This is a genomic window from Mucilaginibacter sp. (assembly GCF_028288205.1).
Taxonomy (GTDB): domain Bacteria; phylum Bacteroidota; class Bacteroidia; order Sphingobacteriales; family Sphingobacteriaceae; genus Mucilaginibacter.
In genome coordinates, this window is record NZ_JAQBOD010000064.1 from 16,175 (window position 1) to 35,031 (window position 18,857).

The 18,857-nt window shown below is 40.4% G+C and carries 16 protein-coding genes; 7 read left to right on the forward strand and 9 right to left on the reverse strand.

Annotated features, from left to right (window positions below):
• Positions 1–4 precede the first annotated feature (4 nt).
• From JWR23_RS16915 to JWR23_RS16935, 5 genes are all read right to left on the reverse strand, one after another.
• The gene (locus JWR23_RS16915) at positions 5–1,135 is read right to left on the reverse strand and encodes an aspartyl protease family protein (protein WP_299517538.1); all 1,131 of its coding nucleotides are present in this window, start codon (positions 1,133–1,135) and stop codon (positions 5–7) included.
• Between the two features lie 166 nt (positions 1,136–1,301).
• The gene (locus JWR23_RS16920) at positions 1,302–2,282 is read right to left on the reverse strand and encodes a YihY/virulence factor BrkB family protein (protein ID WP_299517541.1); all 981 of its coding nucleotides are present in this window, start codon (positions 2,280–2,282) and stop codon (positions 1,302–1,304) included.
• 279 nt (positions 2,283–2,561) lie between these two features.
• Complete coding sequence (locus JWR23_RS16925) at positions 2,562–3,788, reverse strand: alanine dehydrogenase (RefSeq protein ID WP_299517544.1); 1,227 nt, start codon at positions 3,786–3,788, stop codon at positions 2,562–2,564.
• 39 nt (positions 3,789–3,827) lie between these two features.
• Positions 3,828–4,244, reverse strand: coding sequence for a tRNA (adenosine(37)-N6)-threonylcarbamoyltransferase complex ATPase subunit type 1 TsaE (gene tsaE, locus JWR23_RS16930; RefSeq protein ID WP_299517546.1), 417 nt, complete (start codon positions 4,242–4,244; stop codon positions 3,828–3,830).
• 417 nt (positions 4,245–4,661) lie between these two features.
• Positions 4,662–6,215, reverse strand: coding sequence for a bifunctional response regulator/alkaline phosphatase family protein (locus tag JWR23_RS16935; RefSeq protein ID WP_299517548.1), 1,554 nt, complete (start codon positions 6,213–6,215; stop codon positions 4,662–4,664).
• A 202-nt stretch (positions 6,216–6,417) separates the two neighbouring features.
• Between JWR23_RS16935 and JWR23_RS16940 the strand changes: the two genes are divergently transcribed.
• The 6 genes from JWR23_RS16940 to efp all read left to right on the forward strand — a co-directional run bounded on the left by JWR23_RS16940 (position 6,418) and on the right by efp (position 12,556).
• On the forward strand, positions 6,418–7,650 hold the full coding sequence (locus JWR23_RS16940; protein WP_299517550.1) for an HD domain-containing protein: 1,233 nt from the start codon (positions 6,418–6,420) through the stop codon (positions 7,648–7,650).
• 106 nt (positions 7,651–7,756) lie between these two features.
• Positions 7,757–8,797, forward strand: coding sequence for a UDP-3-O-(3-hydroxymyristoyl)glucosamine N-acyltransferase (gene lpxD, locus JWR23_RS16945; protein ID WP_299517551.1), 1,041 nt, complete (start codon positions 7,757–7,759; stop codon positions 8,795–8,797).
• Between the two features lie 76 nt (positions 8,798–8,873).
• Entirely contained in the window at positions 8,874–10,286 is a 1,413-nt protein-coding gene (locus JWR23_RS16950) for a bifunctional UDP-3-O-[3-hydroxymyristoyl] N-acetylglucosamine deacetylase/3-hydroxyacyl-ACP dehydratase (RefSeq protein WP_299517625.1), read from the forward strand.
• Entirely contained in the window at positions 10,283–11,068 is a 786-nt protein-coding gene (gene lpxA / locus JWR23_RS16955) for an acyl-ACP--UDP-N-acetylglucosamine O-acyltransferase (RefSeq protein ID WP_299517554.1), read from the forward strand. The genes JWR23_RS16950 and lpxA overlap by 4 nt, the downstream gene beginning before the upstream one ends.
• A 174-nt stretch (positions 11,069–11,242) precedes the next feature.
• On the forward strand, positions 11,243–11,860 hold the full coding sequence (locus tag JWR23_RS16960) for an ABC transporter ATP-binding protein (RefSeq protein WP_299517556.1): 618 nt from the start codon (positions 11,243–11,245) through the stop codon (positions 11,858–11,860).
• Positions 11,861–11,992: 132 nt separating this feature from the next.
• Positions 11,993–12,556, forward strand: a complete 564-nt coding sequence (gene efp / locus JWR23_RS16965) for an elongation factor P (protein ID WP_299517558.1) — start codon at positions 11,993–11,995, stop codon at positions 12,554–12,556.
• A 73-nt stretch (positions 12,557–12,629) separates the two neighbouring features.
• Here the strand turns inward: efp and lepB are convergent, their stop codons facing one another.
• From lepB to JWR23_RS16985, 4 genes are all read right to left on the reverse strand, one after another.
• Complete coding sequence (gene lepB / locus JWR23_RS16970) at positions 12,630–13,736, reverse strand: signal peptidase I (protein ID WP_299517561.1); 1,107 nt, start codon at positions 13,734–13,736, stop codon at positions 12,630–12,632.
• A 104-nt stretch (positions 13,737–13,840) separates the two neighbouring features.
• Positions 13,841–14,608, reverse strand: coding sequence for an exodeoxyribonuclease III (locus JWR23_RS16975; RefSeq protein WP_299517564.1), 768 nt, complete (start codon positions 14,606–14,608; stop codon positions 13,841–13,843).
• Positions 14,589–15,320 carry a peptidylprolyl isomerase gene (locus JWR23_RS16980; protein ID WP_299517566.1) on the reverse strand — a complete coding sequence of 244 codons (732 nt, stop codon included), beginning with the start codon at positions 15,318–15,320 and terminating at the stop codon, positions 14,589–14,591. The genes JWR23_RS16975 and JWR23_RS16980 overlap by 20 nt, the downstream gene beginning before the upstream one ends.
• Positions 15,321–15,324: 4 nt before the next feature.
• A complete protein-coding gene (locus tag JWR23_RS16985; protein ID WP_299517568.1) occupies positions 15,325–15,669 on the reverse strand; it encodes a hypothetical protein in 345 nt (114 codons plus the stop codon).
• Between the two features lie 596 nt (positions 15,670–16,265).
• Here JWR23_RS16985 and JWR23_RS16990 point away from each other — a divergent pair.
• A complete protein-coding gene (locus JWR23_RS16990) occupies positions 16,266–18,767 on the forward strand; it encodes a TonB-dependent receptor (protein ID WP_299517569.1) in 2,502 nt (833 codons plus the stop codon).
• Positions 18,768–18,857: the final 90 nt, after the last annotated feature.

Sequence of the window (18,857 nt, forward strand, 5' to 3'; positions counted from 1 at the left end):
TTTTCTAAATTCTTCGTTTAAGGGTAATTGGAATGGTATAATACTTTTTATCGCGGTAAATTCGTAGCAAATAGGTACGCCCATTTTGCGATTTGAACAGCTCATCAATGTGTTGTAATGACATTTCACTAACAGGCCTTAAGTTTATTGACACTATTTCATCATCCTTTTCCAGGCCAATATCATCAGCTGCCGATCCTGGATCAACCTTATTGATGATCAGGTGGTTATATCCATCTCCGGATGCGTAATACCATAGCCCGCTCATATCATGTTCATCTATGGCGCCAAAGCCAGCCCGGGATTTTAAATAGAGCAAGCCATTGGGGTAATCAAATATAATATCAAATTTTTTAAGCAGGCTAATACCGATATTGCCATCACGCGGCACACTTAATGACCGCTCCTCATCAGGAAAAGCTGCTATCACATTCTTTAGTTTATATTTCCCCAGGTCAACCTCCTGTATGCGGCTAAGCGAGCCGCTAATGAGGCCCCTTATCCCCATGCCCAAACTTGCATTGATAAATTTTTTTTGAAGCGTGTTCTTATTTGGTACATTTTCCAGCGATATAAAATGCCCGGCACCTAAATCAATAATTAATTTACTATTTATTGCCGTACCGTTGGCATAAACAACTTTGGTATTAAGGTAGGGCTTCTTGTTTTCAATGGTTATTGGTATGCGGGTCCCTTTTTTAAAGAACCGCATGTTTTTTGGATCAGAAACCCTTATAATGCTGTCTGTAAAACTTATATTAACAGCCAGGTGATTAAAAAACTCATAACCTAACAAGCCATGTATAGGTATGCCTGCATAATTTGAAAGACTAAAATGATCTTTTTTTAATATAGCGGCTGCTACATTATGACTAATTAGCCCCGGAATATCAATTTTTAATGGAGGCGTTACATAAGCATCAAAGTCATCGCCTTCGCCAAAGCCCGACATTTTTATGGTTCTTTTGCCCTCCATTTTTATGGAGTCGACCAATGTGGGTTCAGTTATCAGCATAAAGCCAACACCTGTATCTAAAATAAAGTTATAGGGCCCCTTATTGTTTATTTTAAGCTCTATTATCACCAGGTTACGCACCAGCTTAAACGGAATAGTTACACGCCGGGCATTATCCATAGTAAAATACTGCGCATGCGTTGTAGTAAAAAAACAACAACACAATAAACAGGATAACCATATAGCACTTATGCGTATCATATAATTTAGCGAGGCGTTAATTGGTTACTAAATTTACAACTAATACGCTTTAAAACGGCATCTTAATTACATAGATTTGGTCATGTCAGGTTTTTTCGGGCGTTTTAAGTTCGCCTTTCAGATCGGGGTTTTGCGCGGGCAATATTTTTACTGTATGTTCAACTTCGGTTTGAACTACATGTACAGCGTATTCGGCAGGCTCTATCTTACATCCCACAGCTTCGGCATAAACTTGTGTAAACTCTGCGCCAATGTATAATATGGACGCGGTATAATATATCCATAATAATAATAGAATAATAGAACCGGCAGCACCATAGGCCGAGCTTTGTGCTGTATATTGAAGATATAAGCCTATAGCATATTGACCCAGCATAAACAGCAAAGCCGTAAAAATGGCGCCTGAACGTACATCTTTCCACCGTATTTTAACATCGGGCAATACTTTAAATATAATGGCAAATAGTACAGAAATTACAACAAGCGTTATGCCTGTATTAACCACTTTTATTAATAGATTGGTTACATAAGGTAAAAAATGAAGTAACTTTTTACTTAGTGCATCCATCAAAAAATTAATCACTAATGATACCAGCAACAAGAAGCCTAAACTAATAATAAGCGAGAATGACAGAAACCTGTTTTGAATTAGTTTAAGCCAGCCTTTTTTGGGTTTGGCTTTTACTCTCCATATTATATTTATTGAGTCCTGTATCTCAACAAATATGCTGCTTGCGCCTATCATAAGGGTTATCACACCAAATACCACAGCTGTACCAGTTTTGCCTGAAAAGGCCAGGCTTTTTAACATTTCCTGTATCTGTAACGCGGCCGATTTGCCAACATATTGTGCAATTTGGGGATACAGGTTATTGGTTATAGCATCATGTGCAAAAAATAAACCCGCTAATGAAATTATTAATATTAAAAGCGGGGCCAAAGAAAAAACCGTGTAATAGGCCAGGGATGCGCTTAGTTTTAAGCCATTATCATTAATAAAGCCGCCAAAAGTGGCCACTAAAATTTTCCATATTTTTTTTAGATATTCCTTATTAAAAATTCTCATGCTAAATAAAATATATTTGTATTAACCGGTATAAATAAGCCACGGGTTAGAAAAACTAAACTTTTTAATGGTATTGTTAAATTAATAGCAGTTAGTTATTACTTAGCAATTTTAGTGCCTTTACTTAAAAAAACTAATATTTTGAATTGTAAGGGAAACCGAAAGCAGTGAAGCAGCTAACGAGGCTTATCAAATGAGGGGCAGCAAAGAGGCGAAGATTTTAAAAAGTGCTTAAACGTGAGCATATACAAGTAATTTATATGCTACCCTGATACGTCTTTAATGGTGCGAAACAATTAATAGGTCAAGGTCTTTGCTGGGTAACGAAAAGCGTTCGGCAAGATGTTTATTGGTTAGGTGGCCCTGGTAAATGTATACCGCTTCGCGCACGCCCGATTTTTGCCAGATAACATTCTTTACACCGCCATGCTCACCAATCTCTAACAAAATAGGGGTAAAAATATTTGTTAACGCATAAGTAGCGGTACGTGCCACACGCGATGCAATGTTTGGTACACAATAATGTATAACATCATATTTTCTAAATATCGGGTGAGTATGGTTGGTGATCTCTGAGGTTTCAAAACACCCGCCCTGGTCAATACTTACATCAATAATTACCGAGTTAGGTTTCATTTTACTTACCGTAGTTTCGGTTACAATACAAGGGCTGCGGCCATCTTCGGCACGCATAGCGCCAATGGCCACATCGCAGCTTGTAATGGCTTTCTCTAATACTATAGGTTGTACTACTGAGGTAAATACCCTTGAGCCAATATTATTTTGCAACCGGCGCAGTTTATATATTGATGGATCAAAAACCTTTACTTCGGCACCTAATGATATGGCGGTACGCGCGGCATATTCGCCTACGGTACCGGCACCCAAAATTACAATTTCTGTTGGTGGTACACCGGTTACACCACCAAGCATTAAGCCTTTGCCTTCAAATACATTGCTCAGGTATTCGGCAGCAATTAATATAGAGGTTGCGCCTACTATCTCGCTCATGGCTCTTACTACCGATAAAGAGTTTCCCTCATCACGCAGGTGCTCAAAAGATAGCGCGGTAACTTGTTTTTTTAATAAGGCTTGCAGGCATTCGGCCTTTAGGGTTGATATTTGCAGGGTTGATATTAATATCTGGCCTGGCTTCATCATCTCTATTTCCTGTAAGGTAGGGGGGGCTATTTTTATAATAATATTAGCCTCGTAAACTTTTTTGGTGTCGAAAACAATTTGCGCGCCTTGCTCGGCATAATCCTGGTCTAAAAATTTAGCTGCTTTCCCGGCATTGCTTTCCAGTATTACCTCGTGCCCGTTATTAATTAATAGCGCGACAGATAGCGGGGTGAGAGGGATACGGTTTTCCTGGAAAGAAACCTCCTTTGGAATGCCAATATAAAGTTTATTTTTTTTGTTCTTTATTTCAAGCATCGACTCCTGTGGCTGCATCATTGCCTGCTTGGCAACATCTGAAAACCCGCTGTATTTCCCTGAACTCATGGCATGTTTTTTATGGCTGATGAAGATAAGAAAAATAGATTAAATTTTTTCTACGGATATTTTCCTTTTCTCGTCATTTAAAACTTCTATGCTGATACTGATATAATGATGGGGCAGCATATCAGGGATTTTTTCGGCCCACTCTATAAAACAGTAATTACCCGAGTAGAAGTACTCCTCGGCACCCATATCCAATGCTTCGGTTTGGTTTTTAAGCCGATAAAAATCGAAGTGATAAATTTTAGCATTGGTGCCTGCATATTCATTCACTATAGCAAATGTTGGGCTGGTTACTGATCCGGCTACACCCAATGCTTCGCACAGTGATTTAATGAGCGTGGTTTTGCCGGCACCCATATCGCCGTGAAAAAGGAATATTCTTTCATTGCCTGCATAGGTTAGGATTTGCGATGCAATTGCGGGTAATTCTGAAAGGGATGAGGCGGTTAAAGTCACGTGAAACAATTATAAAGCCGTCATTTCGAGGAACGAAGCAATCTCTGCACATGTAAATCCAGTGTAAATTTCATTCATTAATCTAAAACAAGATGATACTTTTGTTTTACTATCCTATGTAGAGATCGTTTCGGTCCTAATAATAACGCGATTGTAAGTTATTGATTATCAGTAAAAATAAAATTGTCATCTCGAACGTAGTGAGAGATCTTATACACTCTGCTAAGCAACCATGCCTGGCGTTTAAGATTTTTTCGCTATCGCTCAAGAGATAGTTCTCCTCGTTCCTCGTCGAAATGACAACGAGTTTTATATAATTTCTTTTTTGCATACGTCATTACTATTTTTCCGGGGTGAGCCCTGGTGGTACTCGCAATGGCGCATTAATTATATTCAAAAATACAAAATAACTGTGAATTACTTAGGCCCGTAAGTAACAATCGGGATGATCATTTCTTCTAATGAAATACCTCCATGCTGGAAAGTTTCATTATAAAAATTAACAAAATGGTTGTAGTTATTTGGATAAACAAAATAGGTATCTTCCTTAGCAAACACAAAGCTTGAGCTTACATGCAGGCGCGGCAGCATAGCATCGTGCGGGTTGCGAACATGGAACACATCCTTAGGATTAAAATTAAGGTTACGGCCCTGTTTGTAACGCAGATTGGTGTTAGTGTTACGGTCGCCGATGATCTTGCTTGGTTTTTTAACGCGTATTGTACCGTGGTCGGTAGTAATAACTACGCGCGCTTGTTTTTGCGCTAAAAACTTAAGCAGGTCAAACAAAGGCGAGTGCTCGAACCAGGATAGGGTTAATGAACGGTATGCGGCGTCATCGCTGGCCAGCTCACGTATCATTTGCATATCTGTACGGGCATGCGATAGCATATCCACAAAGTTATATACCACTACGTTCAGGTCATTCTTCATCAGGTTGCTAACCGAATCATTCAGCGCGCGGCCCTCATCCAAATTTAAAATTTTATGGTACGAGTGTTTGCAATCTTTACGATAAACCCGGGTTATCTGGTCGGCAATAAAATCAGACTCGAACAGGTTTTTGCCGCCCTCATCCTCATCATTTTGCCACATTTCGGGATAACGTTTTTCCATCTCCAGCGGCATCAGACCGGAGAAAATAGAATTACGCGCATATTGGGTTGCAGTGGGTAAAATACTATAATAAGTATCTTCTTCTTCCATCCTGAAATATTCTGATATGATAGAATTAATGATCTTAAACTGATCATACCTTAAGTTATCAATCAATATAAAAAACACGGGGCCCTTGCCATCCAGTTTAGGGAAAACTTTCTTTTTAAATAACTGTGTAGAGCTGGTTGGCGCGGTATCGGGGTTTTTTACCCAATCTAAATAATTACGTTCAACAAACTTGCAGAATTGTGTATTGGCCTCTGCCTTTTGCAGTGTAAGTATTTCGTGCATGCCGGCATCTTCCAACTGTTGTAATTCAAGCTCCCAGTAAATTAGTTTTTTATAAACATCAACCCATTCCTGGTGGTCCAGGTTATCATTAAGCGTAATACCCAGGTTCCTGAAATCCTGCTGGTAGGCCATGGTGGTTTTTTCGGTTACCAGGCGCTTGTTTTCTGTAAGTTTTTTTATGGTAAGCAGTATTTGCTTGGGGTGTACGGGTTTAATAAGGTAGTCGTCAATTTTTGATCCTATGGCATCTTCCATTAAATATTCCTCCTCGTTCTTGGTTATCATCACGATAGGAACATCGTTGTTTAGATTTTTTATTTGTGCCAGGGTTTCAATCCCGGTTAGGCCAGGCATATTTTCATCTAAAAAAACCAAATCAAAATAGTTATTTTTGAAAGCTTCAACTGCGTCATTTCCGTTAGTTACGGTAGTAACTTTGTAGCCTTTTTCATTTAAAAAAAGTATATGTGGTTTTAACAGGTCAATCTCATCATCAGCCCAAAGTATAGTGGTATCCTGCATTGTAGTATGTTTTATAATATCAGTAAAAAAATGTCGTTCAAGTAAATCGGGCAGAAAAAGCACAATTTTATATCAAACATACCGATATAACCTCAAAGCGAGCGTTTTGTTACATATTATGGCAAAGTATTAACAAAAATTAACAAATATAAGCTACATTGTTTACCATAATTTAACACTTTTGCAGCGAATAAACTACATATTGAATAAGAAGAAAATTATTAACGACCCGGTTTACGGGTTTATAACTATACCTACCGAACTGGTGTTTGATCTGATTGAACACCCTTATTTTCAGCGGTTAAGATATATTAAGCAATTGGGCATGACCCACCTGGTATATCCGGGAGCGCTGCATACCCGTTTCCACCACGCGCTGGGCGCTATGCACCTCATGAAGATGGCTATTGAAACACTGCGTGGAAAAGGCCATATGATAAGTGCAGAAGAGGAAGAGGCTGTAACTATAGCTATACTACTGCATGATGTTGGGCACGGCCCGTTTTCGCACGCTTTAGAGAATACTATTGTTAAAGGTGTATCGCATGAAGATATATCCATCATGTTAATGAATAAGCTCAACGAGCAGTTTAACGGGCGCCTTAGTATGGCTATAAACATTTTTAAAGATATTTATCAGCGGCGTTTTTTACATCAGCTGGTATCAAGTCAACTGGATATGGATAGGCTGGATTACCTTAACCGCGATAGCTTTTTTACAGGAGTATCCGAAGGAGTGATCAGTTCTGACCGTATCATTAAAATGCTTAATGTAAAAGACGACAATGTAGTTATTGAAGAAAAGGGCATTTACTCTGTAGAGAAATTTATTATTGCGCGCCGTTTAATGTACTGGCAGGTTTACCTGCATAAAACCGTTATAGCTGCCGAGCAGCTGTTGGTTAAAATACTCGAACGTGGCCGGGAATTGGTTTTAAGAGGAGAAAAATTGTTTGCTACACCGGCCCTTAATCACTTTTTGACCAGGGAACTGGTAAAAGAAGAATTTATACAAGACGGTCACCTGGAAATATTTACCCGGTTGGATGATACCGATATTTTATCGGCAGTAAAAATTTGGGCCCATAATGATGACTTTGTGCTGGCCAAATTATGCGGTGATTTTGTACACCGCAAACTTTTTCATGTTGATATTACCAATGAACCGGCTGATGAACAATTGGTAGCCGATTTAATTGCGAACGCTATTGAAAAATATGGCATTACTAAAACGGAAGCCGGTTATTTTGTTTTTACTGATGCTATTAGAAATAACGCCTATAGAGTAGGCGATGGCAATATTGGCGTATTAATGAAAGATGGAACTATAAAAGATATTGCAGCAGCCAGTGATTACTCAAATTTGGAGGCATTGGCTAAAACGATAGAAAAAAATATACTTTGTTATAGTAAGGATTTGATCATAGGAGATTAGTTAATTAGAGATTAGTGATTAGTTTCAATGGTTGCAAATTATTATTCAGTAAGCTAATCTCTAATTAACTAATCTCTAATCACTAATAATTAATTAAATTTGCCCAATGCAATTTACCGCCCAGCAAATAGCTTTAGTACTCAACGGAACAGTTGAAGGTGACCCGTTAGTAACGGTTAATCAGCTGGCTAAAATAGAAGAGGCCGGTGAGGGCTCGCTTTCATTTTTGGCTAATCCTAAATATGAGCAGTACCTGTACAGCACCAATGCTTCGATAGTTATTGTTAATAATGACCTGGTACTTGCCAATACAGTAAAAGCTACGCTGATACGTGTAGAAAATGCCTACAGCGCGTTTTCTGTATTGCTTGAACAATACAACACCATAAAATTAAATAAAAGCGGTATTGAGCAGCCTTGTTTTATAGACCCATCCGCACAAATTGGCCAGAATGTGTATATAGGCGCATTCGCTTACGTTGGTCCGGGTGTTAAGCTGGGCGATAACAGCAAAGTTTACCCTAATACTTACATTGGTGATAATGTAACCATCGGCAAAAACGTTACGCTGTTCTCGGGCGTGAAGGTGTATTTTGATTGTGTTTTGGGTGATAATGTAATTGTACACTCGGGCGCAATAATTGGCAGCGATGGTTTTGGGTTTGCACCAAATGCAGACGGCACCTACAAAAAAATCGCTCAGATAGGCAATGTTATTTTAGAAGATGATGTAGAAGTTGGCTCCAATACTACTATAGACAGGGCAACCATGGGGTCGACCATTATACGCAAAGGCGTGAAGCTGGATAATCTGATACAGATAGCGCATAATGTAGAGATAGGCAGTAATACCGTTATAGCTGCACAAACCGGTATATCCGGAAGTACAAAAATTGGCGAGCACGTAATATTAGGCGGGCAGGTTGGGGTGGTAGGGCATATCAGCATTGCCAAAGGATCGCAGGTGCAGGCACAATCAGGCATAAGCCGTACTATTGTTGATGAAAATAAAAAATGGGCCGGGAGCCCCGCGGTCGCATATAGCAACAATATGCGGTCGCAAGTCGTTATACAACGCCTGCCCGATCTGGAAAAAAGAATTGAAGAATTAGAAAAAATAATTGCAGAACTGCGTAAAGACAGTTAATTAGTCATTAGTTAATTGGGCGTAATTGCCAATAATAAACAATGACAAATGACTAATGACCAATGAACTAACAAGAATGAATATAAAACAAAGAACTATTAAGGCGCCTGTTTCTGTTTCGGGTTCAGGGTTGCACACCGGCGAAAAGGTGACGATGACTTTTAAACCCGCTCCCGAAAACCATGGCTATAAGTTTAGAAGGATAGACATAGAGGGCATGCCAATTATTGATGCCGATGTAGATAACGTTACTGATACCTCACGTGGTACTACCATCTCGCAAAATGGAGCAAGCGTAAGCACTATAGAACACGTATTGGCCGCTTTAGTTGGCTTAGAGATAGATAATGTGCTTATTGATATGGATGGCCCTGAAACACCCATAATGGACGGTAGCTCTATACAGTTTGTTGATGCCATGTCGGCAATAGGGTTTGTTGATCAGGAAGCTGACCGCGAATATTACCACATACCTTATAACATACATTATTCTGAACCTGACCGGAAAGTTGAAATGGTGGCTATGCCATTAGATGATGACTATCGTTTTACCTGTATGGTTGATTATAACTCGCAGGTATTGGGCAGCCAGCATGCCAGTATATCGTCAATAACAGAGTTTGTTGATAGTATTGCTTCATGCCGTACCTTTTGCTTTTTGCATGAGCTGGAAATGTTGTTAAAGCATGACCTGATAAAAGGGGGCGATTTGAACAACGCCATAGTGGTAGTTGATAAAGAAGTTGACGATGAAGAACTGGCACATTTAGCCAAGCTATTTAACCGCAAGGATATTAAAGTTGCTCCGCAGGGTATATTAAACAATATTGAGCTGCGCCACCAAAACGAGCCGGCAAGGCATAAGCTGCTGGATATGATAGGTGATTTGGCGCTGGTGGGTGTTCCCATCCGCGGACATATTATGGCGGCCAGGCCGGGCCACGCTGCAAATGTAGCCTTTGCTAAGAAAATAAAAACCCTTATCAAAAAAGAACGCAGCCGTAAGCACTATAAGGTTTACGATCCAAATATGAAGCCGGTTTATGATACGGTAGAGATCATGAATTTTCTGCCGCACCGCTATCCAATGTTAATGATCGATAAAATATTGGAGCTTACCAAAAGCCACGTGGTGGGTTTAAAAAATGTAACCATGAACGAAGGAATATTTATGGGCCATTTTCCCGGTGCGCCTTTGTTCCCCGGCGTGCTGCAAATTGAGGCTATGGCACAAACTGGTGGTATACTGGTTTTAAATACCGTACCCGATCCGCAGAATTATATTACCTTGTTTTTGAAAATAGAGAACGCCCGTTTTAAAGACAAGGTTGTACCCGGCGATACTTTGATATTTCATTGTAATTTAATAGCCCCTATACGCCGCGGCATCGCGCAAATGAAAGGTATTGGTATGGTGGGCAGCCGCGTAGTGGTAGAGGCCGAGTTGATGGCACAAATTGTTAAAAAAACAAAAACAGAAGAAGTATGATCCAGCCATTAGCATATATACACCCACAGGCCAAAATAGCCGACAATGTAGTGATTGAACCCTTTGTTACCATACACAAGGATGTTGAGGTAGGCGAAGGCACCTGGATAGGCTCTAACTCTGTAATTATGGATGGCGCCCGTATAGGTAAAAACTGCCGTATATTTCCGGGTGCTGTAGTTTCTGCGCCGCCGCAGGATTTGAAATACAAAGGTGAGCCAAGTACCGTTACTATTGGCGATAATACCGTCATCCGCGAATGCGTAACCCTTAACCGCGGTACCGCTTTAGATAAAAATACAACCACTATAGGCAGTAATTGCCTGTTAATGGCCTACGTACACGTAGCGCACGATTGCGTTATTGGCGATAATGTAATTATTGCCAACGCTGTGCAGCTTGCCGGCCACATTAATGTATATGATTATGCTTTCATCGGCGGTACATCGGCCGTACACCAGTTTGTAGAGATAGGCGCGCATAGCATGATATCCGGCGGATCGTTAGTTCGTAAAGACGTGCCGCCATTTACAAAGGCCGGTCGCGAGCCGTTATCATACATCGGTATTAATTCGGTTGGTTTGCGCCGCAGGGGGTTTTCTGCAACTACTATTAATGAGATACAAGAGATCTATCGTATTATATTTTTGAAAAAGTATAACATGACAAAAGCGCTTGACATTATTGAAGCCGAATTTAACCCAACTGTTGAACGCGATGAGATCATAAACTTTGTGCAGAACTCGCAGCGTGGTATTATGAAGGGGTTTGGTAGTTCGTAATATCCTGAACCGTCATTATAAGGAATGAAGCAATCTCTACGCTGATAGGCACAGGAGTTACTTATTTGTTTTTGACTTCTAAAAAAACTTATCATATTTGATTTGTATGTGCAGAGATTGCTTCGTTCCTCACAATGACGCTTTATTATTGATTTTATAAAATGAATTCCCACAATGAAAATCATTCTCGAAGATATTGGCCGTCGTTTTAACCGCGACTGGATTTTCAGGAGAGTTGATTGTACTTTTACCAGCGGAGAAAGCTATGCTATATTGGGCCCGAACGGTTCAGGAAAATCAACATTATTACAAATATTGAATGGCAGCCTGACACCATCTGCAGGAACGATAAACTATTTTTTTGAGGGTAAGCCAGTTGATGTTGAACAGGTTTTTCAGCACCTAAGCTTTGCAGCCCCATACCTTGAACTAATTGAGGAGTTTACGCTGGAAGAAATGATAGACTTCCATTTTAAATTCAAAAAATACAAAACAGGTATGGATAAAGCGGCAGTTATTGACCTGCTTAACCTGCCCGGCAGTATGCACAAGCTGATCCGTTATTTCTCATCAGGCATGAAACAGCGGCTAAAGCTGGCGCTGGCTTTTTGTGCCGATACGCCCATACTAATGCTGGATGAACCTACCAGTAACCTGGATACCCAGGGTGTTGATTGGTATTTAAATTTGGTGCAGCAATTTGCTAAAGATCGTTTAACCATCATCTGCTCCAACCAGGAGCATGAGTATAGCTTTTGTAAGCATAGGTTGAGTATTGTTGATTATAAATAACAAGATAAAATTTGAAGCAATGAATTCTGCATTCGTAAATTCGACATTAAAAACCTTTCACCTTCACCTTTCACCTAACTTATTGCAACTTTGCCCATAACTAACTAATTTTGCGCCTCAATATAAATTGTTATGTCTAAAGCATCCGAAATAAAAAATGGTAACATCCTTCGTTTTAACGGGGAGCTGTTACAGGTAGAAGAATTTTTACACCGTACGCCGGGTAACCTGCGCGCTTTTTACCAGGCACGCATGCGTAATGTAAAGAGCGGTAAACTGGTTGAATACCGTTTCCGTACAGACGAGGATGTAACTATTGCCCGTGTTGAAACAAACAATTACCAATATTTATATGATGACGGTTCTGGACTGGTTATCATGGATAACGATACTTACGATCAGCATACTGTACCTAAGGCTCTATTTGGCAATGCCGTAAGATTTTTAAAAGAAGGAATGAATGTTATAGTTGCCTTTGAAAGCGAAGAGCCTATTATGGGCCAGATACCCGGATCAGCAGAACTGGAAATTACTTATACCGAGCCAGCCGTAAAAGGCGACACCTCAACAGGTGCACTAAAGAAGGCTACAGTTGAGACCGGCGCAGAAATTAATGTTCCGCTGTTTATCAATATTGGTGATAAGGTAAAAGTTGATACAGCCAGCGGCTCATATGTAGAGCGCGTTAAAGGGTAGACCGTTGATTTAAATGATTTTAAGATTTCGTTGATTCTCATAATTACAATTATAAAAGAAACAGTATAGTTACCTAATTGATTGGCCTCAATATCCTGTTCCACCTTATCTTGTTAAATATATTCTGAGTAGAATCAGTACTAAAAAACGTTAACACTGCTTTACCAATTACATGGTCCTCGGGCACATATCCCCAAAATCTCGAATCTAACGAATCATGGCGGTTATCGCCCATCATCCAGTAGTAATTCATTTTAAAGGTGTAGGTATCGGCTTTTTTGCCGTTTATTAAAATGTCTTTTCCGTTTACGGCAACTTTGTTGTTTTCATACACCTCTATGGCCCTGCGGTACAGGGTTAATGTCGAATCGTTCAGCGGGATAGTCATACCTCTTTTCGGCAGTGTTAATGGTCCGAAATTATCCAGGTTCCATTTAAACTTTGGGTTGTGTGGGAATATCTCCGCATCATACATGCCTGCTTGCGCAATAACCGGCGTAATGCTTTTTATATTAGAGTAACTTTTTAGTGTTGTCACGTTTGCGGTCGGTACTATCATTTCATAAGTATCCGGCGCTAATTGCTGGCGAATTTCGATGTGTAGGTCGGTCAATAACTGCGGATTAATATCCTTGCCATCAGTCACTACAGTATATGATGTTTGCTGCTTTTCTGCATTTGGCGCCGGTTTGCCATTAATGTAAACCTGTGTATTTACAATGGTTAATACATCACCGGGGATACCTATACAGCGTTTAATTAAGCAGGTGCGCTCATCAACAGGCAGGTTATATTGCAGGTCGGCTTCGTCGGGTTTGTTGAATACAACAATGTCGCGGTTTTTAATTGTACCAAATCCGGGCAGCCTGAAATACGGCAGTTTAATAGCATCCCAATAAGTTTTAACGCCATACAGTGTAGGCTCTGTAAAGGGAATAGACAAAGGCGTATTAGGCATCCGCGAACCGTAACTTATTTTGCTCACAAACAAATAATCGCCGGTAAGCTGTGTGCCTTCCATGGAGCCGGAAGGAATAGCATAAGCCGAAAATAATAAGCCACGTATAACGGTTGAAACCACTACCGCGAAAACTATAGCATCAACCCACTCGCGGGTTTTAGTTTTTTTAGGCTTTTCGGTAACAGGAGTGTTCTTTTTAAAATTGAGCTTCCATTTCATGGACTTAAGTTTTGATACAAAACTTAGATGGTGGAGCAGGGGAAATGTTACAGTTGGGGTAAAGATTTGACAACTTTTAAAAAGTTGTCAAATCTAATTTCTAATTAAAACTCCATCTCCAATAAAACCGGGCAATGATCAGAATGCCTTGCTTCGGGCAGTATGGCTACGCGTTTAATATTATCTTCCAGCTCTTTACTCGCCAAAACATAATCAATGCGCCAGCCCAGGTTTTTGGCGCGGGCATTAAAGCGGAAACTCCACCAGGTATAATTATGCGGCTCTTTGTTTAAATGGCGGAAGGTATCTACATACCCCGACTCAATAAAGTTCTCCATCCATTCTCTTTCTTCGGGCAAAAAGCCCGACGAGTTGGCGTTCGATTTTGGGTTATGAATATCAATGGGGCGGTGGCAAATATTATAATCGCCGCAAATAATAAGGCGTGGATGTTCCACTTTAAGCAGGGTAAGGTATTTGCCAAACTCATCTAAAAACCGAAACTTAAATGCTTGCCTGTCCTCGCCGCTTGAGCCCGACGGGAAATAAACACTCATTATCGATACCTCATCAAAATCAACCCGGATATTACGACCCTCACGATCAAAATCGGCAATACCGCAACCATATTCTATATGATTTGGAGTGCGTTTGGTAAATATTGCCGTACCGCTATATCCTTTTTTCTCTGCCGGGAACCAGTAGTGCTGATAGCCTATTTGCTCAACTAAATGCAGGTCGGTTAATACCTCGGGTGTGGCTTTAATTTCCTGCAGGCAAACTACATCGGCATCGGTAGCCTGCAGCCAGGCCAGCCAATTTTTATTGATAGCCGAGCGTATGCCGTTAACGTTATAAGTGATAATTTTCATATCGGATTTCGGATGTTAGCCCCAATAACTTATCTAACAGTTTACATTCTCTTTTCTTCAATAAGCTAACCGTCATGGGCACATTTTCTAACGGTCGGTCATTCTTATCTTTCTTTACGGCAGCAATACGGTCCACCATATCAATATCGGTTACTACCTCGCCATATACGGTATAGGCCTGGTCCAAATGCGGTACGCCACCAACTGTTTTATAAATTTCGCGTTGCGATTGGGGTATTATCCTGCCTTTCATTCTTCCTTTAATCAGTTTATCCAGGTCCTCATCAGTAAAGCGTTTTCCTTCTACAATATAAAACTGGCAGCCGCTTGATGCTTTGGTGGGGTTATCATCCCGCGCAGCGGCCAGCACACCACGTTTATGGAACAAGCTATCTCTAAACTCGGCAGGTACGGTATAGCCAACATCACCATTGCCCAATTCGGCACCCGGTTTGTTTTTGCTGGTGTCTCTCGAATCAGGATCACCGCCCTGTATCATAAAGTTTTGTATCACCCTGTGAAACAATGTGCCGTTATAAAAACCTTTTTTAGTGAGCTTGATAAAATTATCGCGGTGCTTTGGGGTTTCATTATATAACCGGATAATGCAATCGCCATAAGCCGTACTTATCCGTACATATTGGTTTTTGGGTGGTTTGGCAAACGAGGTAAGCGTTATGAGTAAAATAATTGCGGTAAAGAGTTTTTTCATATTGCTAAATATTTTCTTCCTCAAAATAGTTAATTATTAAGGTTTTTAGTGTCATTTCCTGTTCTAATAAAGTATAATTAGGAATAGTTTTTACCAGTTTCCAATGGGGCCAGCCATCCTGGTCCAGGCCTTCCAGTTCATAAAACCCCATCAGGCTGAATAATTTGCAGTTGGCTATATGCATCAGCTCTTCTTTTTGGCGCTTGCTAAATTTACGCGGGCCTTGCCCCAGTTCCTGCACACCTATTAAAAACAGCATCACTTTAACATCGGGTTTTTCACTGTCAAAATCTTGCGCTATCCTTACTTGTAACTCACTCCATTTTTTGTTGATCTCTGCCGGTGTCATGGCAACAAATATACATGGAAGGCCCGGATGTTTATAGTTAAAACAACATTGGTGTTGCAACTATATTGCTTTTATGTATTGATTTTGTATTTTAATGCGTAATTTCGACTTAATAAAAAAAGCTACCTGCTGATTTGAAAAGAAACAAAGCAAATATTTTTTACTCCTGGCTGTTATTACTCTGTTTTATAGCGGGCCAGTATGTGGTTTATGCGCATCAGCACAGAATAATTGCAGGTAGGGCCAGCAACACACATAAGCCGGCTAAAAATCAATCTCACACTGTAATTCAGGAAAAATGCGCATTGTGCGATGCTATGCAACATGCAAATGCAGTAATTAACCACTACAGTTATGTTAGTCCTAACATTGTTACAAATCATTTTTATATAGTTTATAACTATGATTTTATAAGCATTGCGCTTGTATTATCTGCTGGGCGCGCTCCGCCGGTTTTAGCATCCTGCTAATATAATTGATCTATAATTGATCATTTTAAAACCGTTCAAAACAATTTCTGATTCCATTTTCTAAGAGCAATAGGTATGAAGCTATTCACCAAAAAGAATAGTCATACTTCAAAAACATAAATCACAATGAGACTAAAAATAAAATTAATTGGCCTGCTGTTTATTTTACTGGCAGGTTCTATCATAACAAAAGCTGCTGATATTGCCCCGGGAATATTAATGGGAACAGTAACCGATAAAAAAGATGGGACACCCATAGTAGGCGCAACCATAAACATACCCGATCTGAAAATCGGCACTAATACTGACGCTAATGGCAAGTATGTAATAAACCGGTTATCAAAAGGAGTTTATTTGGTGCAGATAAGCTATTTAGGTTATTCAACATTTACGCAAAAAGTTGATTTTTCTAAAACTACGGTATTAGATGTGCAGTTACAGGAATCGTCCATTGAAACCGGCGAGGTAATTATTACCGGCGTAAGTAAAGCTACTGAGCTAAAAAGAAGTCCTGTACCAATGTTAGCCGTTAGTAAAGCGTTTATTGACCAACGCTCGGCCGCGGGTAATGTTATTGATATGATAGCCAATTTACCGGGTGTAAGCGCGGTAACAACCGGCCCCAATATTTCAAAACCATTTATACATGGCTTGGGCTATAACCGGGTTATTACTTTAATGGATGGTATACGCCAGGAGGGCCAGCAATGGGGCGATGAACATGGTGTTGAGGTTGACCAAAATTCAATTGACCGGGTAGAGGTTATAAAGGGCCCTGCCAGTTTATCATATGGGTCTGACGCTATTGGTGGTGTTGTTAACTTAATATCGCCGCCGCCGGTGCCTGAAGGCTCTATATTAGGATCGGTGCAGGGTACGTACGGTACTAATCAGGGATTGTTTAATAACTCATTCAGGCTGCAGGGCAATCAAAATGGTTTAATATGGGGAGCAATACTTTCGGCTAAAGAAGCGAAGGATTACCAGAACCAGCATGATGGGCGTGTTTATGCTACCGGATTTAAAGAAAAGGACGCCCGTGTAATGGTGGGCCTGAATAAATCATGGGGATATTCTTACTTCAATGCTTCATTGTTTGATGATGAGCAAGACATTCCTGATGGCAGCCGCGATTCCATCTCCCGTAAATTCACCAAGCAAATTACGGAGGATGATGCATTTCGCCCGATTGTTGACGCATCACAATTAAATTCATACGCCATACCGGTTCTGCATCAGCATGTACAACTTTACCGCATATATAATAACAGCAGTTTTAATTTAGGTAACGGTAACCTGATAGTTAACTTAGGGTACCAATTTAGTCACCGCAGGGAATATACACACCCCGAAGATGCCACCATTGCCGGTCTTAACCTGCATTTAACCACCTATACTTATGATTTTAAGTATAACCAAATTTTGGGCGATGGTTATGAAACTACCATTGGCCTTAATGGGCAGTATCAAAACAATACTATTGGCGGTGCTACCGCTTTCCCGATACCGGCTTATCACCAGTTTGACATTGGTCCGTTCTTTATTGTGAAAAAGAGCTTTGGTAAATTAGATATTTCGGGAGGAGCCCGTTATGATAGCCGCACATTTAATGGGCAGCCTGCTTATATAGATACACTTAATAATAAATACCCACAGTTATATGTGCCGGGTAACGGCGCTACTCCGCCGGGTGTTATAAAGCAATTTGATGCTTTAAATAAAACGTTTACCGGTGTTTCCGGAAGCTTTGGCGCTACCTATAATTTCTCGGACGCGTTTTTATTGAAGGCAAATGTTTCGCGTGGTTTCCGTGCGCCAAGTATTGCAGAACTATCAGCCAATGGCCCCGACCCGGGCTCTCAGATTTATCACGTAGGTAACAGCAGTTTTAAGCCCGAGTTTAGTGTGCAGGAAGATATAGGCGCTTTCCTTACTTTACCAAATGTATCGGCCAGTGTAGAGGTATTTAATAATAACATTCAGAACTATATATATCAGCAGCAGGTATTAAATCCTGATGGTAGCCCGTCTGTTAATCCCGCATTCCCGCTTTATGCCATATTTACTTATACACAAAGCAAGGCACGCATTAATGGTGGCGAAGTTAGTTTAGATATTCACCCAACATCATGGCTGCATTTTGAAAACTCTGTTGCATTAACTTATGGTACCAACTTAGGCAATGGTGGCAAAGTGCCGGATAGCTTGAAGTACCTGCCGTTTATACCGCCATTGCATACACACTCAGAATTGCGCGGAACATTTAATAAAGGATTTGGCGCTATTAAAAGCTTATATGCTTTTGTTGGCTTAGACCATTACAGCGCGCAAGACAAGTTCTTCTCTGCTTATGGCACAGAAACCTATACCGCGGGTTATAACCTGTTAAGTGCTGGATTAGGCGGCAACCTGGTTAATAAAGCGGGTAAGAAGGTAATAGAGTTATTTATTGAAGGCACTAACCTGGCCAATGTTAACTATCAATCAAATATGAGCAGGTTAAAGTATTTTGATAATGCCAATACTGCACCCGGTGTGCAACGCGGTATTTTTAATATGGGCCGTAACATAAGCTTTAAGGTTGTGGTGCCTTTTGATCTGTCACCGCACGCGGAGAAAAAAATATAAGCAAACACCCCCGAAAGGGAGGCATTTATTAATAGCGATGGATTTCAAATTCATCGCTATTTTTTGTTTAATACCAGGCAATGTATAGGT